The sequence below is a fragment of the Streptomyces sp. NPDC005438 genome, from assembly GCF_040606315.1.
Taxonomy (GTDB): domain Bacteria; phylum Actinomycetota; class Actinomycetes; order Streptomycetales; family Streptomycetaceae; genus Streptomyces.
Genome location: NZ_JBEXEP010000001.1, coordinates 610,375 through 629,967, shown reverse-complemented (window position 1 = coordinate 629,967; position 19,593 = coordinate 610,375). Strand labels below are relative to the sequence as shown.

The following is a 19,593-nucleotide window of genomic DNA, read 5'->3' as shown; positions in this document are numbered from 1 at the left end:
GACAGCGGGAAAAAGCCCCAACTCCTCACGCCTCGCATCGACATGAACGAGATGCGTCACCACACACAAAATCTACGCACAACAAGGCGCAAAGATTGGGGGGAATTGACCAGTTGTCGCCGCGTGGACTTCGTCACCGACCTCGCCCGACCTCGAAAGTGGCCGCTAGGGTGAGCGCCTCGGCCGCCGTTGGGCCTTCCCCGCGGGCCTCGTAGCGGCAAGGGTGCGTATCCCGAGAACAGACCAGATTGGACCGACAGCCCCGCGCACCCGCGACCGTCGCGGGACAGCACGCAGGGCGTTACCGGAGGACTCTCGCGATCGTGGACGCGCAAGGCCGTGGCAGCGCGGGTGACATCGACCCCGCGGACCAGTGGGTGTTCAACCCGGACACCGGCAGCTACGAGCTGCGCCTCGACGCTTCCGACGGCTCCGGCGGCAGAGGCCCCAGCCCGGAACGCGACTCCGGCACCGCCCAACTGCGCCAGGTGAGCCGGCGCGAGGACGCCCCCGAGGGCCGGGTCCCCTCCCAGCGCCGCCCCGAGCAGAACGACAACGCCCCCCGTGCCGCCGCCAGTCGACGGCGGGCCAAGCCGAGGGCCAACCGCAAGCAGAAGGCGCTGCGCTGGACGGGCGCCACCCTGGCGCTGCTGGTCGTGGGCGGCTCGATCTCCGCGTACCTGCTGTACGAGCACTTCAACGGCAACATCGACAAGGTCGACGTCGGTATCCACAACGAGGCCAAGGGCGACGAGCCCCTCAACATCCTGGTGATCGGCACCGACGCCCGCTCCGGCAAGGGCAACACCGGTTACGGCGACGCCGGCAGCGTCGGCCACGCCGACACCACCCTGCTCTTCCACGTCTCCAAGGACCGCACCAACGCCACGGCGCTCTCCATCCCCCGGGACATGATCACGGACATACCCTCCTGCCCCACCAAGCAGAAGGACGGTTCCGAGAAGGTCATCCCCGGCACCACCAAGACCCGCTTCAACACCAGCCTGGGGCAGAGCGGGCGGGACCCGGGGTGCACCTGGCGCACGGTGGAGAAGATGACCGGAGTGAAGATCAACCACTTCATGATGGCGGACTTCAACGCGGTCAAGGAACTGTCCAGCGCGGTGGGGGGCGTGGAGGTCTGCGCCGCCAAGGACATAAACGACCCCAAGTCCCATCTGCGGCTGAAGGCCGGACGGCACACCGTCAAGGGAGAACAGGCCCTCGCCTTCGTCCGTACCCGACACACCATCGGCACCGGTTCCGACCTGAGCCGGATCGAACTGCAACAGCAGTTCATAGGCTCGATGATCCGCAAGATGAAGTCGAGCGGCACGGTCAGCAACCCGTCCAAGCTGTTCAAGATGGCCAACGTGATGACCGACAACCTCACGGTTGACACCGGCATCGGCAGCGTCAAGAAGCTCACCGACCTGGCAAAGGACCTACGTCAGGTCGACACCAAGAACATCACCTTCGCCACCGTTCCGGTCCTGGACAACCCGGAGGACCCGGCCACGGTGATACTCAACGAGTCGAAGGCCAAGTCGCTGTTCAAGATGGTGCGGTCGGACAAGTCCCTGTCCAAGACCGGAGGCAAGAAGAAGCCCGAGGACAACCTCAAGAACGTCGACGCGGCGCCCGCCGAGCAGGTCCGGGTGGACGTCACCAACGGGGGCGGCCCGATCGGCGCCGCGCAGGAGACCGTCGACTGGTTGCAGAACAACAAGAGCGTCCGGCTGTCGACCAACGCCGGCAACGCTCCCCAGAAGCTCACCAAGACCCGGCTGACCTACGCGACCAACCAGGCCGGTCAGGCGAAGACGCTGGCCAAGATGATGGGCCTGTCCTCGTCCGCGTTGAAGAAGTCGTCCGAGAAGGCGGACGCGCGCGAACCGATGCAACTGATCCTGGGCAAGGACTTCGAGGCCGCCGGTGAACCGGTCTCGCCGCCGGAGAAGGCGCCGGACGGGGTGCAGAACGTCAACGCCAAGAAGAAGGTCTGCGCAAAGTGATCCTGGGGGCCGTCCCGCCAGACGGCCAGGGGGAAACAAACGGAGGGCCCGGTGCGGCACAACGACAGAACAGAACAGGGGGTGAGGCGTCGCGTTCCCGCGCCCCGTGGCCAGGGGCGGGACGGGGACATACCGGGGCGTCAACGCCCCGACCGATCCGCCCGCTCCCATGACGCACCCCGCCGCGACCACGGTGGTGCGTCGGAGGGCGACGCGGACACCCCGGGCTCCGGCCCCTCGGGCGGTGGCTCCGCCGACGGGGGACGCCGGCGCCCCCGGCGCAAACGCCGGGTACTCCTCTGGTTCGCCGGCGGTCTCGCCCTGCTGATCCTGGTGACCGCCGGCGGCGGCTACCTCTACTACGAGCACCTCAACGGCAACCTCACCAAGGACGCCCTCAACCTCGGGGACAGCAAGCTCAACAAGACCAACCCCAACTCCGAGGGCCAGACCCCCCTGAACATCCTGCTGTTGGGCTCCGACTCCCGTAACTCGGACCGCAACGCCAAGCTGGGCGGCTCCCACATCGACCGGGGCCGCGAGCCTCTCGCCGACGTACAGATGCTGCTGCACGTCTCGGCGGACCGCAGCAACATGTCCGTGCTGTCCATCCCCCGCGACACCAGGGTGGAGGTGCCCAAGTGCACCGACACGGACGACGGCAAGGTCTACAAGCCGATGACGGAGCGGATCAACACCAGCCTCCAGCGCGGGGGCCCCGGCTGCACCGTCGCCACCTGGGAGAACCTCACCGGCATCCCCATCGACCACTTCATGATGATCGACTTCGCCGGTGTGGTGTCCATGGCGGACGCGGTGGGCGGGGTGCCGGTCTGTGTGGACCGCAACGTCCACGACCGCCAGTCCCAACTGAAGCTGAAGAAGGGCACGTCCGTGGTCAAGGGCGAGCAGGCCCTGCACTGGCTGCGCACCCGGCACGGCTTCGGCGACGGCACCGACATAGGCCGGGCCCGGGCCCAGCACATGTACATGAACTCGATGGTGCGGGAGCTGAAGGCCGGAACCAAGCTCCGTGACCCCGGCAAGATGCGCAACCTGGCCGAGGCCGCCACCAAGGCGCTCACCGTCGACGAGGGCATCGGCACCGTCAGGAAGCTCTACGACCTGGGCAACGACCTGAAGCGGGTGCCCACCAAACGGATCACCATGGCCACCATGCCGTGGGTGTACTCCTCCGGGGGCACCGTGGTGCCCAAGGAGCGGGAGGCGGACCAGGTCTTCTCGATGATCCGTCACGACGTGGCACTGGACGGCCGGGACAAGAAGAGCAAGAAGCCGGAGCCCACCAAGACCTCGACTCCCAAGGAGGAGCTGTCGGTTCGGGTGATGAACGGCACCGCCACGGCCGCGCGGCCCGCCGTACCCGGTCGGGCCTCCACCATCACCGACGCCCTCAAGGCCAAGGGGTACGAGCGGTCGGCCGCCGACCAGACCCCCAACCCGCAGACCGACACCACGGTCAGCTACGCGGAACGGGAGCAGCGCGGGGACGCGCTGGCGCTGGCCAAGGCGATGGGGCTGCCGGAGAAGGCGGTCAAGCACTCCTCCGGGGTCAGCGAGGTGACCCTGGTGGTCGGCGCCGACTGGCGCGAGGGCAAGAGCTTCCCGGCCGCCGAAGGCGGGGGCAAGGGCGGAGGCGACGAGGACAAGACGCCGGACAGCGCCGACGCCCTCAACGGCTCGGACCGCAAGGCCTGTATGAAGGTCAACCCGCAGTACAGCTGGTGACCTGAATGAGCGCCGGGGGCGCTGAGCTGGTGCCCCCGGCACCAGCCCAGCGCCCCTCGCTGTCACCGGACGGGCCCCGGTAGCCCCGCCTGGGGGCGCCGGCTCGGCGCCGCGACGGGTTCCCGACACCGGCGGTACCCGGTGCCGTGTTGCCGGTACGCCGCCCCCACCGGACGGCGCCGTCTCCCCGGCCCACGGGCCTAGGGGGCGGACAGCCGGCGGACCACGGCGGGTCCGGTCGGGGGTGGCCCCGGCCCCACCCGTACGGACGCCCCGCGTCCGCCCCCGGAGACCCGCTCCGGGAACGGGCCCCGAGGTGGGGAGCGACACTCCCGGCTCGGCCCGGTGGGCGGGCCGGGTCAGTCGGCGGCGGGCACCGGGGAACGACGGCTGGCGATCACCTGGCGGGCCAGCTTGCGCGGGCTGGTGAGGAAGCCCCAGCCCCAGGACATGTGCATGGTGGCGAGTGCCAGCGGGATGCGTACCCGGGCCCCGACCGGCAGGCCACGGCCGGCCGGCAGCGAGCCGACGACAAGGGCGGCCAGGTAGCCGCCGGGGACCAGCAGCGCCCAGGGGGTGACGGTGACGCCCAGCAGGGTGCCGGCGGCGATGGCCACCAGCGCGGTGGGCGGCGCCAGGTAGCGGGGGTTGATGGAACCGGAGTGGTAGCGGGCGACCACGTGCCGCCAACGGCCGTAGTTGCGGTACTGCTTGGCCAGTTCCCGGACGTTGGGGCGGGGGCGGTAGGACACCCGCAGCTCGGGGGAGAACCAGACGATCCCGCCGGCTCCCCGGATGCGGAAGTTCAGTTCCCAGTCCTGGGCGCGGATGAACTCCTCGTTGTAGCCGCCCTGTTGCTCCAGCACCTCGCGGCGGAAGACGCCCAGGTAGACGGTCTCGGCCTCGCCGGCCCGTCCTCCGGTGTGGAAGGCGGCGTTGCCCACGCCGATCTTCGAGGTCATCGCGGCGGCCACCGCGTGCTCCCAGTCGTTCTCCCCCTCGGCGTGCATGATGCCGCCGACGTTGGCCGCCCCGGTCTCCTCCAGCAGTCGTACGGCGGTGGCGATGTAGTTCGGGGAGAGCATCCCGTGTCCGTCCACCCGCACCACCACCGGATGGCGGGAGGCCCTGATCGCGGCGTTCAGCGCGGCCGGGGTGCGTCCGGTGGGGTTGGGCACGGTACGCACCCGGGGGTCCTCCCGGGTCAGTTCGGCCGCGATCTCCTCGGTACGGTCCTCGGACGGACCGACCGCGATCACCACCTCCATCTCGCCCCCGTACTCCTGCTCCAGGATGTGCCGTACCGAGGTGCGCAGGTGCCGCTCCTCGTTGAGCACCGGCATGATCACGGAGACGGGCGGCTGGGCCGGGGTCGTCTCCGGGGGCTTCGAGGGGGTCGCGTTCACTTCACAGGCCTCGCGGTCGCGGTCGGTTCCCCGTCTCCCGGGGCGGAGACGGCCACTACCCCACCCCGGGGTCGGAGGTGGGAGACGACGGCCACGTTACCGCGAACGGGCGACCCCGAAGGACGCCGGCGGACGGGCCACGACAGCGCCGGCGGCGTGTAAGCCCGGGCCCCTGGGGCGACAGGCATACGGTACGACGACCAGGGAAGCGGCACCGCCTCGTCCGCCCGGAACCGTACGCCGGTGGCGCCGCCCCAGCCCCGAGGCGTGTCCCAACCCCCGCCCCGCAGCCCGGAGGTGACCCCGCTTTGTCCGTACCGGTACGTCGCGCCCCCCGCCCCGCCCGCCCTCGGCGCTCCCGTTCCCGGCGCCCCCGCTGGGGACTGCGGGTGGCCGCCGGGCTGAGCGTCCTGACCCTCGGGGTGAGCGGGGTGGGCCACGCGGTGGTGTCCGAACTGGACACCGGGGTGCGCCGGGTGGACCCCTTCGCCGGGCTCACCGACCGGCCGGACAGCGCCAAGGGACTCAACCTGCTGGTGGTGGGGACGGACAGCCGCAAGAACGTGTCGGCCGAGGACCGCAAGAAGTACCGGCTGGGCAACAACGACTGCGACTGCACCGACACCATGCTGATGGTGCACCTGTCCGGCGACCACAAGCGAGCCAGCGTCGTCAGCCTGCCCCGGGACTCCTACGTGCGCCTGCCGGCGCACACCGACCGGCAGACCGGGAAGCGGAAACCCGCCCAGCCGGCCAAGCTCAACTCCGCGTACACCCTGGGCGGTCCCCAGCTGACCGTCCGCGCGGTGGAGCGGCTCACCAAGGTCCACGTGGACCACTACCTGGAGGTGGACTTCACCAGCTTCATGCGCACCGTGGACGTGCTGGGCGGGGTGCGGGTGTGTACGGTGCGACCGCTCAAGGACGACTACAGCGGCCTTGACCTGCCGGCCGGCAGCAGCGATCTGAACGGCGGCGAGGCGTTGCAGTACGTCCGCGCCCGGCACCTGGACGGCGCCTCCGACCTGGGGCGGATGAAGCGGCAGCAACGTTTCCTGGCCTCGGTCATCGCCAAGGCCACCGACAGCGGGGTGCTGATGAACCCGGTGAAGTTCAACCGGCTCGCCTCCACCCTGCTGTCCTCGGTACGCGCCGACCACGGCTTCGGCAGCGACCAGATGATCGCGCTCGGCCGGGCGATGCGCGGCTTCACCCCCTCCTCCTCGGAGTTCGCCTCGGTACCGCTGAGCGACACCGACTACCGGGTCGGCAACCTGGGCTCCACGGTCCGCTGGGACTCCGAGAAGTCCGCGGCCCTCTTCCAACGGCTGCGCGAGGACCGGCCGTTGGCGCAGAAGAAGCCGAAGCGCAAGAAGACCGTGCCGGTCCAGGTGAGCCCCCAGCAGGTCCGGGTCCGGGTGGAGAACGCCACCGAGAAGGCCGGCCTCGGCCGGGAGGTGGACAACCGGCTCCGTGGCACCGGGTTCGCCACCACCGGCACCCCCGGCAACGCCGAGGGCGACGACCAGGCCAAGCACACCGTCATCCACTACGACCCCCGCTGGGAGCGCTCCGCCCACTCACTGGCCGCCGCCCTGCCCGACGCGCGGTTGAAGAAGGCCAAGGGCCAGGGCCAGGTCATGCGGGTGGTGGTCGGCGAACAGGGCCAGCGGGTACGGGCGGTGCGAGCCGGCGACCCGGTGCTGGACGCCGGCACCATGCAGAACGGCGGCTTCTCCACGGTCACCGGGGACGAAGCGGCCTGCGACTGACGAGGGCCGCGCTCAGTCCTGGAGCCCCTCGCGACCGCGTCGCTCCCGCAGCTCCCGGATGGCCCGGCGACGGGCCAGCCGGTGGGAGCGACGGATCTGGGCCTCCTGGTACCGCCGGTGGTCCCGCTCGCTCTCCGGCAGCACCGGCGGTACCGCCCGGGGTTTGCCGTCGGGCCCGACCGCGGCGAACACCAGGTAGGCGGAACCGACCTGGCTGGCGGGCGTGGACTCGTTCCAGCGCTCGGCCATCACCCGCACCCCGACCTCCATGGAGGAGCGGCCGGTCCAGTTCACCTGGGCGTGCACGTGCACCAGGTCGCCGATGCGGACCGGCTCCAGGAACACCATCTCGTCCATCGAGGCGGTCACCGCCGGTCCCTCGGAGTGCCGTCCGGCCACCGCGCCCGCCGCGTCGTCGACCAGTTTCATGATGACCCCGCCATGCACGGTGCCCAGCAGGTTGGTGTCGTTTCCGGTCATGATGTGGGACAGGGTGGTGCGCGAGGCGGAGGTGGGTTTGCCCTGGAGCGCGGCGGATTGGGATGTGGCCTGGTCGGTCATGGGTTCACTGTATGTCGGGCGCGAACGTCAACATCCGCGTGTGGGGCCGCCGTACGAGCTGGCCGGAATTGCATCAGCTGTGCAACAGGGGTGGGCGGATCTCGTACCCGACCTGTCAGGGCCCTGGCGCGAAGGGGCAGACTGCCCCTATGAACCAGTGGCCCGAAATGAATCGGGACCGGCGCTACGGCGGGCAGCCCGCCCAGCCGGCCCCCACCAGTGAGATGCCACACCAGGCCGGCGGTGTGCCCGCCCAGTCCAGGGGATACGACGACGTGTACGGCTCTCAGAACGCGCCCGGCTACGACTCGGGCTACAGCGAGGGCAGGGTCTACGGCGGCGACTCCGGCTGGAACGGGGGCCAGGGTGGACCTCCCCCCGGGTACGACGAGCGCCCCCAGGCCGACTGGGGTCGACGGCTCAAGGTCGGCGCGGTGGTACTGGTGCTGGTGCTGCTGGTGTGGTCGATCGGCACCTACGCCTACGCGGAGTCCAAGCTCCGCGACGAGGTGGACCTCGGCAAGGTCGAGGACCGCCCGGAGGCCGGCGAGGGCACCAACTACCTGATCGTGGGTTCGGACAGCCGGGAGGGCATGACCAAGGAGGACCAGAAGCGGCTGCACACCGGTGCGGTCGACGGCCAGCGCACCGACTCCATGATCATCCTTCACGTCGGGGACAACGGGAACACCATGGTGAGCCTGCCGCGTGACTCCTGGGTGACCATCCCGGAGTTCACCGGCTCCGACTCGGGCAACCGGATCAAGGCGAGTAAGAACAAGCTCAACGCCGCCTACTCCATGGAGGGCCCCTGGCTGCTGACCCGGACCGTGGAGTACAACACCGGGCTGAAGATCGACCACTACGCCGAGATCGGCTTCGGCGGCTTCGCCAAGATCGTGGACGCGGTCGGCGGGGTGGAGATGGACATCCCCGAGGACATCAAGGACCGCGACTCGGGCGCGGACCTGAAGAAGGGCAAGCAGACGCTGAACGGCGCCGACGCGCTGGCCTTCGTCCGTAACCGCAAGCAGGCCGGCAGCGACCTGGTGCGGACCCAGAACCAGCAGAAGTTCCTGTCCGCGCTGGCCAACCAGACGGCCACCCCCTCCACGATCCTCAACCCCTTCCGGCTGTACCCGACGATGAGCGCCGGCCTGGACTCGCTGGTCGTCGACTCCGACATGGGCGTGTGGACCCTGGGCAAGATGTTCTGGGCGATGAAGGGCGTGTCCGGTGGTGACGGCAAGCAGCTGAACATGCCGACCACCTCGACCCCCGCCCCGATGGGCTCCCTCCAGTGGGACATGCCCAAGGTCAAGCAGCTGGTCTCCCAGCTGAAGAACGACGAGAAGGTCACCGTCTCCAGCCAGTGAGACCCCCGCCCCGGGACACCGGCCCACGGGCCGGACGGACGGAGGCGCGTTCGAGGGGGCCGGCGGTTCGCCGGCCCCCTCGGCGTTCGTCAGTCAGCCAGGCGGAGTCAGTCACACAGGCAGAAGGGGTGCCCGACCGGGTCGAGGTAGACCACGAAGTTCCGGGCCCCGTCCCCGTCGTCCTGCACCAGTCGGGCACCCAGCTCGATGAGCCGGGCCCCGGCCTCGGGCCAACGGTCCCGGGGCAGGTCGAAGTCGAGGTGGGCCTGCTGGGAGTGCTCCTGGCCGGGCCAGCGCGGTGGGATGTACCCCTCGGACCGCTGGAAGGCCAGCACCCGGGTCCCCTCCGGTGACTCCACCTCCACCCAGTCGCCCTCGCCCCGCACCGTGCCGCCGATGACCGTGGCGTAGAACCGGGCCAGTGCGCCGGGGTCGGGGCAGTCGAGTACGTAGACGCCCAGGGACGCGATCGTCATGCGCTCCTCCTTGGTGTGGGGGCCCGGAACCGAACCCCCACCCAGGATGGCCCCGGGGTCTAACAGCGGCCCGCCGGGGCGCACCGCTCAGGCGGTGGGGCGCCCCAGCGCGCGTACGTTCCAGCCGGCCTTGCGCCACAGCTGGAGGTCCAAGGTGTTGCGCCCGTCCAGCAGGCGCCGCTCGGCCACCGCCTCGCCCAGTTCCGCCGGGTCCAGCTCCTGGAACTCCCGCCACTCGGTCAGGTGCAGCACCACGTCCGCGTCCCGGGCGGCCTCCAGGGCGGTGTCGGCGTAGCCGAGGGTGGGGAACAGGGCGCGGGCGTTCTCCATGCCCTTGGGGTCGTAGACGGTGACCTGGGCGCCCTGGAGGTGGAGTTGCCCCGCGACGTTGAGCGCGGGCGAGTCCCGTACGTCGTCGGAGTCGGGCTTGAAGGTGGCGCCCAGGACCGCGACCCGCCGGCCCAGGAGGCGCCCGCCCACGGACTGCCGGGTCAGCTCGACCATCTGCGCCCGGCGCCGCATGTTGATGGAGTCGATCTCCCGGAGGAAGGTCAGCGCCTCCGAGGCCCCCAGCTCGCCCGCGCGGGCCATGAAGGCGCGCAGGTCCTTGGGCAGGCAGCCACCGCCGAAGCCGATGCCGGCGCGGAGGAACTTGCGGCCGATGCGGTCGTCGTGGCCGATGGCCTCGGCCAGCTTCACCACGTCGCCGTCGGCGGCCTCGCACACCTCGGCCATCGCGTTGATGAAGGAGATCTTGGTGGCCAGGAACGAGTTGGCGGCGGTCTTCACCAGCTCGGCGGTCGGGTAGTCGGTGACCACCAGGGGGGTGCCCTCGGCGAGGGGCTGGGCGTAGACCTCCCGCATTCGGCGTTCGGCGTCCTCGCTCCTCAGGCCCACCACGATGCGGTCGGGGTGGAGAGTGTCCTGGACGGCGAAGCCCTCGCGGAGGAACTCGGGGTTCCAGACGAGTTCGACCTCCGAGCCGGCCGGGGCCAGCTCGACGAGCCGGGCGGCGAGCCGTTCGGCGCTGCCCACGGGCACGGTGGACTTGCCGACCACCAGGGCGGGCCGCCGCAGCTGGGGGGCCAGGGCCTCCACGGCGCTGTCCACGTAGCTCATGTCGCAGCCGTACTCGCCGTGCTTCTGCGGGGTGTTGAGGCACAGGAAGTGGACGTCGCCGAACTCTCCGACCTCCTCGTAGGAGGTGGTGAAGCGCAGGCGGCCGGTGGAGCCGGGGAGGCCCTGCACGTGGCGGGCGAGCAGTTCCTCCAGGCCGGGCTCGTACATCGGGGCGCGGCCGGACTCCAACAGCGCGATCTTCTCGGGGACCACGTCCAGTCCCAGCACCTCGAAGCCCATGTCGGCCATGGCGACGGCATGGGTGGCGCCGAGGTAGCCGGTGCCGATGACGGTGATCCTGGGCGGCATGGGATGCCTCCTGCTCGCTGGGTGGGTGCGCGCTACGGCGGCGCGGGCGCCGCGCGGGCGAGCATAGCGGCCGGCTGTCGCCAACCTCACGCGTGCCGGGTGAAGAGGACCCCACTAGAATTGAGTTACTTAACGGTAATTAGCTGAGGCAGCAGCACAAGGGAGTGAGACACCGTGGCGGGAACGCCTGATTTCGACCTCTACCAGCCGTCCGAGGAGCACGACATGCTCCGTGACTCGGTGCGCTCGCTCGCGGAGGCGAAGATCGCCCCGTTCGCCGCCGAGGTGGACGAGGACGCCCGCTTCCCCCAGGAAGCCCTGGACGCCCTGGTGTCCAACGACCTGCACGCCGTCCACGTGCCCGAGGCCTACGGCGGGGCCGGCGCCGACGCCCTGGCCACCGTGATCGTCATCGAGGAGGTCGCCCGGGTCTGCGCCTCGTCCTCGCTCATCCCGGCGGTCAACAAGCTGGGGTCCCTGCCCCTGATGCTCTCCGGCTCCGAGGAGCTGAAGTCCCGGTACCTCGGCCCCCTGGCCAAGGGCGACGCCCTGTTCTCGTACTGTCTGAGCGAGCCGGACGCCGGCTCCGACGCCGGCGGCATGAAGACCAAGGCCGTACGGGACGGCGACTCCTGGGTGCTCAACGGCGTCAAGCGCTGGATCACCAACGCCGGCCACTCCGACTTCTACACGGTCATGGCGGTCACCGACCCCGAGAAGCGCACCAAGGGCATCAGCGCCTTCGTGGTCGAGAAGACCGACGAGGGCGTCTCCTTCGGCGCACCGGAGAAGAAGCTCGGGATCAAGGGCTCCCCCACCCGCGAGGTCTACCTCGACAACGTCCGTATCCCCGCCGACCGCATCATCGGTGAGGAGGGCACCGGCTTCGCCACCGCGATGAAGACCCTGGACCACACCCGGATCACCATCGCCGCCCAGGCCCTCGGCATCGCCCAGGGCGCCCTGGACTACGCCAAGGGCTACGTCCAGGAGCGCAAGCAGTTCGGCAAGCCCATCGGCGACTTCCAGGGCGTGCAGTTCATGCTCGCCGACATGGCCATGAAGCTGGAGGCCGCCCGGCAGCTCACCTACGCCGCCGCCGCCAAGTCCGAGCGGCTGGACAACGACCTCACCTTCTTCGGCGCCGCCGCCAAGTGCTACGCCTCCGACGCCGCCATGGAGATCACCACCGACGCGGTGCAGTTGCTGGGCGGCTACGGCTACACCCGCGACTACCCCGTCGAGCGAATGATGAGGGACGCCAAGATCACGCAGATCTACGAGGGCACCAACCAGGTGCAGCGCATCGTGATGGCCAGGAACCTGCCGTAACGCCTCCCCGGCCGTGACCGGCCCTCGGGGCACCCGCCCCGGGGGCCGTCGCCTGCCCGCGGCGAACGCCGCGCGCCGCCCCGCGAGGGCGGCGGGGCGTCAGTCCAGGACCTCGATCGGGTAGCGGTTGGTCTCCACTCCGGCCGCCGTGACCACCTGGACCTCCACCCGGCCGGGTTCCACCTCGGCCGGGACCGGCACGGTGAGGACCGCGTCGCGGGGGTTGCCGAAGCCCCTCGGCTCGGGGATCAGCGGGGCGCTGACGTGGACCGCGCCCACCCGCACCGCGACCCGGGAGAGGCGGTCGGGGTCGCCGGCCCCGCTGGGGACGAAGCCCGCGCCCCGGATCTCGATGTCGTCCCCGGGGCGCAGGGGCCCGTCCAGGGCGCCCAGTTCACGTGCCCGGACCACCGAGGTGATCACCGGCCGGCCGCCCTCGGCGTACTTGGCGGCCAGGTAGGTGGCCGTGGACAGCAGGACCAGCAGGGCGAGGCCCCAGGGCAGGTCGGGTACCCGCTCGGGCTGGCGGGCCAGCCGTACCGCGCAGAACACCCAGGCGACACCGTTGAGCAGGACGTACTGGATGTCCGCGAAGCTGCCGCGACCGGAGTCGTCGGTCAGCAGGTCGGCCGCGTGCGGACGGTCGGCCCGCACCTTCTGGAGACGTTGGGCGGCGATCCGCACCGTCACCGTGCGGCGTACGAAGACCGCCACCGCGCAGGTCAGGGCCAGTACCGTCAACACCCCGGCGGCCCGCTCCAGTTGCATTCCGTCCAACAGCCGCTGCCGGCGCTCCCCTCCGCTGGCGAACCCCAGCTCCAGGGCCAGCACCAGGGTGGCGTAGGTCAGCAGGGACACCCAGCCGGCCGCCACCACCCGGGAGGTCGACAGCCGGTTGTCCTCACCCAGCAGGGGCGCCAACAGCCCGCCACGGCGCCGGTGGTGGTAGGCGGCGAGCAGCGCCACCCCGGCCACGACCAGCGCGGCCAGCAGTCCCGCCGTACGGGCCAGGGTCCAGCCGGCGACCACCGCGGTGGACACCTGGGCCACCAGCAGCAAGGCCACCGCGCCGCCGACCGTGTACAGGCTGGGGCGCCACAACCCGGACAGCCAGCCGTGCCCCGCCACGTCCCGCAGCCGGGCCAGCTCCCTGGCACGGCTGGCCAGTTCGTCGGAGATCCACTGACGGCGGGCGCTGGGCGAGCTGACCACCGAGTCCGGTACGCCCTCGCCGGCGGCGAGTTGCCGGTGCCGTTCCTCGTACTCCGCCCGGGCCCGCCGGTACCGCTCCAGGGCGGTCGGCTCGGGCGGTTCGGCCGGGGTCTCCTCGGCGCCGTCGGGCTCCGAGGGCTCCCGGGAGGTCTCGGCTTCCCCGGCCCCCTCGGTCTCGGATCGTTCCTCCGAGGCGACCGGTTCGCTCCGTTCGGACGCGCGGGGCGGGGGCACCTCGCCGGGGTCGGTGGCGGCGGACGCCTCGGCGTCCGACCGCTCGGCGGTGGTCGGCTCGCCCGGGCCGTCGTGCTCCGGGCCGTCTCCGGTGGTGTCGACGGCCACTCTCACTCACCCCTCCCGCGCCGGGCACCCCTCGCGCCCCGCGACAAACGACGGTACGGATTCTGCCTTACCGCCCCCGTGGCGCACCGGGTGGGGAGGGCGCCGGAAAACGAGCGGGTACGCCGGCGGGAAGCTGCCGTATGCTCCGTGAGCGCCCGGGTCGACGGGGCGTTTCACCACGGGGGAGAACGCCATGAGCAAACGCCAGGTGTCGAGGATGCTGCGCGAGATGGCCAGCCAGGACACGGTGCAGGTCACCAGCAAGACGACGGTGACGAAGCTGGCCCGACTGGCCCTGATCGCCGAGCAGTTCGGCTTCATGTACGGGGACGCCGAGCAGGTGGGCAGTGGCCAGAACGTACGCACCGTGATGACCCTCCACCGCGACCTCAGCCCGGAGGCCCAGCGAAGGGCGGCGGAGAACTTCGCCCGCTTCCCCCAGGCCGGCAACGGCGGCGACCTCCCCGGGATGCAACCCGGCGGCCGGTTGCGGCCCCTGCCGGACGCGGCCGACCACCTGGAACTCCTCAAGGCGCGCGTCAACTTCGACCTCACCGGGGACAGGGGTGAGAAGCGGATGCTGTGGGGCGTGGGAAGCGTGATCTTCGGCTTCGCCTTCACCGCCGTCCTCCACTGGTCGGAGCCCGACTTCGTGCTCGTGGTGCTGTGGGTGACCCTGGGCTGCCTGTTCCTCCTGGGCATCGGCTTCGTGTGGAACCGCCGTCGCAACGCCCGCTTCCAGCGGGTGCTGGTGGGGGCCGGGCTGACCCCGGTACGGGACGGACAGGGGCGGCTCCGGTACCTGCCTCCGGGCGGCCAACTCCCCGGTCACCACAATCCGTTCGCCCCTCAGGGGTTCGGGTTCCCACCGGTGCCCGCACCCTCCGCTCCGGGACACCCCTCCCCCACGCCGCAGCCCGCGCAGCCACCCATGCCCCCGCAGGCGCAGCCGCCCGGGCAGTACGGCCAGCCGCCCCACGCCCCGGGACCGTACGGGGCACCGGCCCAGCCCTACGGTCAGCCACCCGCGTACCAGCCCCAGCAGGGGCCGGCGTCCGCGCCGAACCCGGGACAGGGTGGGCACCCCACCCACGCTCCGGGACCGTACGGCGCTTCCCCCCAGCCCTACGGCACCCCTCCGACGCCCCATGGGAAGGCCCCCGGCCACCAGCCCCACGGGCAGGGGTAGTTGCCGGGTGGGACGTCCGTGACCCCTGGCTGACCAGCGACCCGGCCCCTCACCGCCACCGCGACAGCGCTACCCGACCCACCCCGCCGGCCCTGCCGCACAACCAGGCGAGGAAAGCGGAGGAAAACCGACGGAGAGCGGTTCGGCCAAAGCCCCTATCCTCCGTGGGGCCGTTCAGACGAGCGGCCCCACTAGGGGGAGGACCTCGTGAGCAAACGCCTGGTGTCGAGGATGCTTCGCCAGATGGGCAGCCAGGAGACCGTGCGGGTCGTCGGCAAGATCCCGGTGAGGCGACTGGCCCGACTGGCCCTGGTAGCCGAGGAGTTCGGTTTCGCGTACCAGGACACCCACCACGCGGGCGAAGGCCAGTACACGCGGAACGTGATGATCCTCGGCCGCGACCACAGCCCGGAGGCGCAACGGAGAGCGATGGAGAACTCCGTCCGCTTCCCCCAGGCCGGCAACGGCGGCGACCTCCCCGGGATGCTACGGGGTGGCACCCTGCGGCCCCTGCCCGATGTCGCCCCTCGCCTGGAACTGCTGGAGGCGCGCATCAACTTCGACCTCACCCGGCCGCCCACCCGGAACGAGGCACTGGCTCTGGCGGTGTTGGCCGTCCTGGCCCTCGCGGTCAACGTCGTGGCGTTCAGGTCCGACCCCGACTTCCTGCTGATGATCCTTTGCCTGTACCTGGGCGTACTCGCCCTGGGAAGCGCCCTCTTCCTGTGGGCCCGTCGACGCAACGCCCACTACCGACAGGTGTTGGACCAGGCGGGCTTGGTCCCGGTACCAGACCGGGACGGCCGCCTCCGCTACCTGCCTGGGCCACCCGACGACACCCCGGCCGTTCCCCGGTACGTCGTGCCCCCACCACCCCCGCGCGCGCCCACACCACCCCCGTACGCGCCACCCCGGCCGGTCCATCCGCCGATGCCCCCGCAGGCGCCGGGGCACCCCCGGCAGGGGGCCCGGGACTGACCTCGCGGGGCCCCACGGCTGACCGGTTCGCGGACGCACCGGGCCCCGGGCCTTCGGCCGAGGGGGACCTCGGTGAACGGGTGCCCGGAGGCCGGTGGTTAGGCTGCGGCCATGGACGTACTGATCCATCTGTTCGTCGGGCTGCACATCATCGGGATCGCCGCGCTGCTGGGCGGGTTCCTGTTCCAGTTGAAGGCCATCGGGCCCGGAGAGGCCCGGGTCTCCCCCGGCATGTGGCACGGCGCGCTGACGATGCTGCTGACCGGAATGATCCTGGTCGGCCTCAACCAGGCCGACGACAACCCGGTCAACAACCTGAAGATCGGGATCAAGACCGCCGTGCTCGTGGTGGTGATGGCGCTGGTCTACCTCCAGCGGGACGAGGAGCGGGTACCCGCACCCCTGTTCACCGCCATCGGCGCGCTGACCACGGTGAACATCTTCGTGGCCGTGCTGTGGACGAGCTGAGGCGACACCGGGCGAACACCCGGCGCCCCGACCACGGTCACGCCTGACGCCCCGCGACGAACGGGGACGCCGGCGTGACCGTGAAGTGTGGTCCGGCGCCTCAGGCCGGGCGCACCGCGCTGTGGAAGGGCATGTAGTCGATCGACTCGTAGCGGATGTTGGTACCCGGCTTGGGCGCGTGGATCATCTGCCCACCGCCCACATAGATCCCGACATGGCTGATGTCGTCGTAGAAGAAGACCAGGTCGCCCGGGAGCATCGACGACTTGGACACCTTGGTCCCGACCTCGACCTGGTCCCAGGTCGTACGGGGCAGCTGCACCCCGGCCTCGGACCAGGCGTCCAGGGTGAGCCCTGAGCAGTCGTAGGAGTTGGGGCCGGTCGCACCCCAGACGTAGGGCTTGCCCAGCTGCTTCTTGGCGAAGTCGATGACCTTGCGGGCCTTGGCGGAGTAGCTGCCGTCGTCGGGCACGTCCTGCGGCGGGGGCTCCTTCTCCCGTTCCTTCTCCCGCTCCCGCTCGCGCTGTTCGGCCTTGCGGCGGGCCTCCTCGCGCTTCTTCCGCTCGATGGCCGCCAGCCGCGCCTTCTCCTCGGCGGTCAGCTTGGACAACAGCTTGCGCGCCTCGGCCAGCTTGCCCTGGACCGTCTGCTTGTCCTCGCGCAGGGTGGCCTGCTTCTCGCTGAGGGACTTCAGGCTCTTGCCGGCCTCCACCCGCTGCCGGTTGGTCTGGCGCTGCTGCTCCTGGAAGTCCTTGACCGCCTCCTTCTGGCGGCCCGTCATCCGGTCCAGCAGGTGGGACTGCTTGAAGAAGCCCTGGGGATCCTGGGTCAGCAGCAGGGTGGCGGTGCCGGACACACCCCCGGTGCGGTACTGCGCGGTGGCGTAGTTCCCCAGGGTGCGGCGGGCGTCGTTGAGCTTCTCGGTGCGCTGAGCGGCCTTGTCCAGCAGCTTGTTGACCTTGGTGCGCTGCTGGTCGGTCTGCTCCTTCTTGGCGTTGTACTTCTGGGTGGCGGTGCCGGCCTCCCGGTACAGGGTGTCGACCCGCTCCTTGACCTCCTCCAGGGAGGGCTTGTCGTTCGGTGCGGCCTGGGCGCTCTGGGCCAGCATTCCGACCGAGGCGAGGGCGACGGTGGTGACTCCGACCGCCGGACGGCGGGAGTGGGCGAGTATCCCGCCGCGGGGTTTGCGATGCGACGCCAAGGTCGCGGCTCCTTCCGTGGACCGCCTACCGGGTTAGCTGTCGGGTTCGGGCTTCGGAAGGTCGCCCTACGGAGGACACGCGTCGCATGTCCCCTGATTCACCCCGGTGTTGCCTGTGGGTCCCCGGTTCCGGTGAGACCGGACTCGACGGGGCAACCCGTGTCGACGCCTTCGCCGACTGGGGGTACGGGTCGCCTGGCAGGGCACGGTAGCCAAGAAGTGGGGTTGCTGTGAAGCCTGGGGCTCGATACGTCCGATATCTCATCGTTACCCCACGTCCGGCCCCAGCGCCCCGGTCATCCGCGGGGGTTGCTCGGCCCGTCGCGACCGCCTACACCTCGTCCCCACCCAACGGCTCGTCCTCCACCCGCAGTACGGCGATCCACAGCGGCGACAGGAAGTGGGTCACCAGCAGGAGGAAGCCCAGCGCCGCCATCGGCCCGGACAGCTCCCGCAACGAGGAGCCCAGGGCGTGCGCGGCCACGCAACCCACCAGGGCGACCAGCAGCCCCCAGCGGGTGAGCTGGTACGCCCGCGCCATCACCACGCCGCGCTCGGCCTGTTGGCGCTCGTCCAGCATGTGGGGGCGCAGTTCCAGCAGCCCCCGCGTGGCCGAGTTCAGCATCCCGGTCAACGGCACCCACATCACCAGGGACAGCAACAGAGCCAGCGCCCACCAGGGTTCGCCGAGCGCGCACATGGCGATGGCGGAGCCGGCCATCAACGAGGTCACGGCGATGTGCCCCAGCACCAGTGTCGTGCGGCGGGTACGGGTGGCATGGAGGTGCCGCCCCTCCTCGCGGTTCATGGTGCGCAGCGTCCACCGGTCCCGGCGGCTGGGCTCGCGCCCCGTTCCGGCGGCGGGGTTGTGGGGACGGGTCATGTCTGCCTCCCGTAGATCTCGTCGGTTAGGGGGGTGAACGGTTTCAGGGAGAACAACGCCTCCACCGGCAGGCCGAAGAACGCGGCGATCCGCAGGGCCAGGTCGAGACTCGGGTTGTACTGCCCGCGCTCGATGTAGCCGATCGTCTGGTAATGGGCCCCAACCGCCTCGGCCAGCTTCTGACGGGAAACCTTCCTCTCCGCCCTCACCACCGACAGCCTGTTGTGCACCTGCTCGCTCATGTATAAGGAGTACTACATTTCTCAGCGGTACCGCAACAGCGGGGACTGACCTCACAGGAACCCACCGAACAAAGCGACCCTCGGAAGCCTCGGCCGACCGGGCGCCCAGGGCCCCCAACTCCGCCGCCCACCAAGCCCGTTGGGAGTGGGGCGGGGTACGGGCCAGGGGGCGACCGGACATCGGACCGGCTGGGACCCGGGGCACCCGGAAGTACGCGGCGACGCCCGGGGGCGGGGCGCCGGGGCCACCCTCGGGTCGCCCCCCTTGTGGCCCCGCCTCGAACCGGTCGACCCCAACGAAGGGTGGGAGCACTGCCGTCGGCCGACCCCCGTCCGACGGGATCCGCTCACCACCAGGGGCGCCCCACAGGGAGCGTGCCGCCGCTCCCTCCATGCCGCACCCCCTGACGGCCGCGACCGCATCCAGACCCTCGGCGTCGGACAGGTCGCGAGGCCGGAGCCTCCGCCGTACCCCCTTCCCGAAACCCCTTCCCTACAGAGACTCCTGGAGACGTACGGAGAAAGGGGCCGCGCCCAGGAGCCGGCAACCTCGTACGGAGCGAGCCGGCCACCACGGGCCGAGCCCCTCCCTCACACGAGGGAGCGCATCCCGCACGAGGAACCGTCAGGAAACCTTCCTGTCCCCCTCGACCGGCGAAGGGCACCGGCCCGTACCCCCCACCCGCCTCCACGACGGAACCCGAGGCGAGCCCCAAGTCACCGCCCCCACGGAACCGTTGGGAAACCTTACTTACCGTCCGTCGGGCATCCCTGACGCGTCCTCACCCCCCGGCACACGCCCGTCCGGCGGCAGGTGGCACCCCACCCGACGGCTCCGCCCACCACCCCGTGACCCGGCCTACAAGTCCCCGTTCCCACAAGGCTGTTGGGCACCGTGAAAGCCACTAGGTTGGCCCACCCGGGGTTCCCCTGGGCAGGTCGGTAGGGAAGGCTGTGCCCTCG

The 19,593-nt window shown here is 70.8% G+C and carries 16 protein-coding genes and 1 riboswitch; of the genes, 8 read left to right on the top strand and 8 right to left on the bottom strand.

All coding sequences use genetic code 11. The features are described 5' to 3' along the window. The first annotated feature begins 323 nt into the window (after window positions 1–323). Entirely contained in the window at window positions 324–2,015 is a 1,692-nt protein-coding gene (locus ABZT14_RS02640) for an LCP family protein (protein WP_356295818.1), read from the top strand. Between the two features lie 51 nt (window positions 2,016–2,066). After that, complete coding sequence (locus ABZT14_RS02635) at window positions 2,067–3,764, top strand: LCP family protein (RefSeq protein ID WP_356295815.1); 1,698 nt, start codon at window positions 2,067–2,069, stop codon at window positions 3,762–3,764. Between the two features lie 359 nt (window positions 3,765–4,123). Here the strand turns inward: ABZT14_RS02635 and ABZT14_RS02630 are convergent, their stop codons facing one another. After that, complete coding sequence (locus ABZT14_RS02630; RefSeq protein ID WP_356295812.1) at window positions 4,124–5,170, bottom strand: glycosyltransferase family 2 protein; 1,047 nt, start codon at window positions 5,168–5,170, stop codon at window positions 4,124–4,126. A 308-nt stretch (window positions 5,171–5,478) separates the two neighbouring features. Between ABZT14_RS02630 and ABZT14_RS02625 the strand changes: the two genes are divergently transcribed. Beyond that, window positions 5,479–6,942 carry an LCP family protein gene (locus tag ABZT14_RS02625; RefSeq protein WP_356295809.1) on the top strand — a complete coding sequence of 488 codons (1,464 nt, stop codon included), beginning with the start codon at window positions 5,479–5,481 and terminating at the stop codon, window positions 6,940–6,942. Window positions 6,943–6,954: 12 nt separating this feature from the next. Here ABZT14_RS02625 and ABZT14_RS02620 read toward each other — a convergent pair whose 3' ends face one another. Next, window positions 6,955–7,503 (bottom strand): acyl-CoA thioesterase, encoded by a 549-nt coding sequence (locus ABZT14_RS02620; protein WP_356295807.1) that lies wholly within the window; start codon window positions 7,501–7,503, stop codon window positions 6,955–6,957. A gap of 224 nt (window positions 7,504–7,727) precedes the next feature. Between ABZT14_RS02620 and ABZT14_RS02615 the strand changes: the two genes are divergently transcribed. Then, a complete protein-coding gene (locus tag ABZT14_RS02615; RefSeq protein WP_356297016.1) occupies window positions 7,728–8,879 on the top strand; it encodes an LCP family protein in 1,152 nt (383 codons plus the stop codon). Window positions 8,880–8,986: 107 nt separating this feature from the next. Here the strand turns inward: ABZT14_RS02615 and ABZT14_RS02610 are convergent, their stop codons facing one another. Together ABZT14_RS02610 and ABZT14_RS02605 are read right to left on the bottom strand one after the other, a co-directional pair. Continuing rightward, complete coding sequence (locus ABZT14_RS02610) at window positions 8,987–9,355, bottom strand: VOC family protein (RefSeq protein ID WP_356295804.1); 369 nt, start codon at window positions 9,353–9,355, stop codon at window positions 8,987–8,989. A gap of 87 nt (window positions 9,356–9,442) precedes the next feature. After that, complete coding sequence (locus ABZT14_RS02605; protein WP_356295801.1) at window positions 9,443–10,783, bottom strand: UDP-glucose/GDP-mannose dehydrogenase family protein; 1,341 nt, start codon at window positions 10,781–10,783, stop codon at window positions 9,443–9,445. 174 nt (window positions 10,784–10,957) lie between these two features. Here ABZT14_RS02605 and ABZT14_RS02600 point away from each other — a divergent pair, with 174 nt between their 5' ends. Continuing rightward, window positions 10,958–12,115, top strand: a complete 1,158-nt coding sequence (locus tag ABZT14_RS02600; RefSeq protein ID WP_356295798.1) for an acyl-CoA dehydrogenase — start codon at window positions 10,958–10,960, stop codon at window positions 12,113–12,115. Window positions 12,116–12,214: 99 nt separating this feature from the next. Here ABZT14_RS02600 and ABZT14_RS02595 read toward each other — a convergent pair whose 3' ends face one another. Continuing rightward, window positions 12,215–13,408 (bottom strand): hypothetical protein, encoded by a 1,194-nt coding sequence (locus tag ABZT14_RS02595; RefSeq protein WP_356297013.1) that lies wholly within the window; start codon window positions 13,406–13,408, stop codon window positions 12,215–12,217. 454 nt (window positions 13,409–13,862) lie between these two features. Between ABZT14_RS02595 and ABZT14_RS02590 the strand changes: the two genes are divergently transcribed. The 3 genes from ABZT14_RS02590 to ABZT14_RS02580 all read left to right on the top strand — a co-directional run bounded on the left by ABZT14_RS02590 (window position 13,863) and on the right by ABZT14_RS02580 (window position 16,304). Then, window positions 13,863–14,858, top strand: a complete 996-nt coding sequence (locus tag ABZT14_RS02590; RefSeq protein ID WP_356295795.1) for a hypothetical protein — start codon at window positions 13,863–13,865, stop codon at window positions 14,856–14,858. 207 nt (window positions 14,859–15,065) lie between these two features. Further along, a complete protein-coding gene (locus ABZT14_RS02585; protein ID WP_356295792.1) occupies window positions 15,066–15,836 on the top strand; it encodes a hypothetical protein in 771 nt (256 codons plus the stop codon). Window positions 15,837–15,947: 111 nt separating this feature from the next. After that, window positions 15,948–16,304, top strand: a complete 357-nt coding sequence (locus ABZT14_RS02580) for a hypothetical protein (protein ID WP_356295789.1) — start codon at window positions 15,948–15,950, stop codon at window positions 16,302–16,304. A 100-nt stretch (window positions 16,305–16,404) separates the two neighbouring features. Here the strand turns inward: ABZT14_RS02580 and ABZT14_RS02575 are convergent, their stop codons facing one another. From ABZT14_RS02575 to ABZT14_RS02565, 3 genes are all read right to left on the bottom strand, one after another. Beyond that, window positions 16,405–17,505, bottom strand: a complete 1,101-nt coding sequence (locus ABZT14_RS02575) for an NlpC/P60 family protein (RefSeq protein WP_356295786.1) — start codon at window positions 17,503–17,505, stop codon at window positions 16,405–16,407. A gap of 6 nt (window positions 17,506–17,511) precedes the next feature. Beyond that, window positions 17,512–17,665, bottom strand: a riboswitch (cyclic di-AMP (ydaO/yuaA leader). A 171-nt stretch (window positions 17,666–17,836) separates the two neighbouring features. Then, on the bottom strand, window positions 17,837–18,388 hold the full coding sequence (locus tag ABZT14_RS02570; protein ID WP_356295783.1) for a hypothetical protein: 552 nt from the start codon (window positions 18,386–18,388) through the stop codon (window positions 17,837–17,839). Then, window positions 18,385–18,630, bottom strand: a complete 246-nt coding sequence (locus ABZT14_RS02565) for a helix-turn-helix transcriptional regulator (protein WP_356295780.1) — start codon at window positions 18,628–18,630, stop codon at window positions 18,385–18,387. Before ABZT14_RS02565 ends, ABZT14_RS02570 begins: the two co-directional genes overlap by 4 nt. Window positions 18,631–19,593 lie beyond the last annotated feature (963 nt).

Bases quoted from the DNA above. Each gene is read 5' to 3' on its own strand.
- ABZT14_RS02620 (WP_356295807.1), bottom strand. From the start codon at position 7,503: ATGACCGACCAGGCCACATCCCAATCCGCCGCGCTCCAGGGCAAACCC.
- ABZT14_RS02615 (WP_356297016.1), top strand. From the start codon at position 7,728: ATGCCACACCAGGCCGGCGGTGTGCCCGCCCAGTCCAGGGGATACGAC.
- ABZT14_RS02610 (WP_356295804.1), bottom strand. From the start codon at position 9,355: ATGACGATCGCGTCCCTGGGCGTCTACGTACTCGACTGCCCCGACCCC.
- ABZT14_RS02605 (WP_356295801.1), bottom strand. From the start codon at position 10,783: ATGCCGCCCAGGATCACCGTCATCGGCACCGGCTACCTCGGCGCCACC.
- ABZT14_RS02590 (WP_356295795.1), top strand. From the start codon at position 13,863: ATGAGCAAACGCCAGGTGTCGAGGATGCTGCGCGAGATGGCCAGCCAG.
- ABZT14_RS02580 (WP_356295789.1), top strand. From the start codon at position 15,948: ATGGACGTACTGATCCATCTGTTCGTCGGGCTGCACATCATCGGGATC.
- ABZT14_RS02570 (WP_356295783.1), bottom strand. From the start codon at position 18,388: ATGACCCGTCCCCACAACCCCGCCGCCGGAACGGGGCGCGAGCCCAGC.
- ABZT14_RS02565 (WP_356295780.1), bottom strand. From the start codon at position 18,630: ATGAGCGAGCAGGTGCACAACAGGCTGTCGGTGGTGAGGGCGGAGAGG.